This is a genomic window from Nocardia coffeae, assembly GCF_019890715.1.
Lineage (GTDB): Bacteria > Actinomycetota > Actinomycetes > Mycobacteriales > Mycobacteriaceae > Nocardia > Nocardia jiangxiensis.
The window spans coordinates 1-538 of the sequence record NZ_JAINZY010000074.1 but is presented as its reverse complement, the minus strand read 5'-3'; the positions used below and the strand labels follow the sequence as shown (position 1 = coordinate 538).

Below are 538 nucleotides of genomic sequence, written 5' to 3'. Positions count from 1 at the left end.
GTGAATTGTCCTGCTAGTTTCCGGTTATCCGCTCACCGTAGAACAGGGCGAGCGTGTTGAGTATATCCTTCCATCCGCTGACCTTTCCAGTGATATTCCGCTGGTTTTTCAGCGGGTTCCTGATGACCAGGTAGAGCACCTTGAGTGCGGCTGGTCGTTGGGGAAATGCCCGCGCCGGCGGGTCGCCTGCCGGAATCTGGCGTTCAGGCTTTCGATCGCGTTCGTGGTATACACGAGTTTCCGGATCGGTGCCGGGAACCGCAGGAACGGCGTGAATTGCTCCCAGCTGTTGCGCCAGACCGCAATCATCGCCGGATATCGCGGTTCCCATTCAGCAGCGAACTCCTCGAAAAGGGATTCAGCGGCCTCGACCGTGGGCGCGGTGTAGACCGCGCGTAGTTCAGTGGTGATCCGACTCCAGTATTTCCGAGAGGAGTATTTCAGGCTCGCCCGCACGAGGTGGACCACGCACTGCTGGACATCGGCCAACGGCCAGGTGTCGTTGATCGCCTCGGGCAGCCCTCTCAGGCCGTCGCAG

Annotated in this window: 1 pseudogene; it reads right to left on the bottom strand. The window is 60.2% G+C overall.

Annotated elements, in window-relative coordinates:
• Positions 1-13 precede the first annotated feature (13 nt).
• Positions 14-538: pseudogene (locus tag K7711_RS47095) on the bottom strand (IS256 family transposase); the annotation flags it as partial.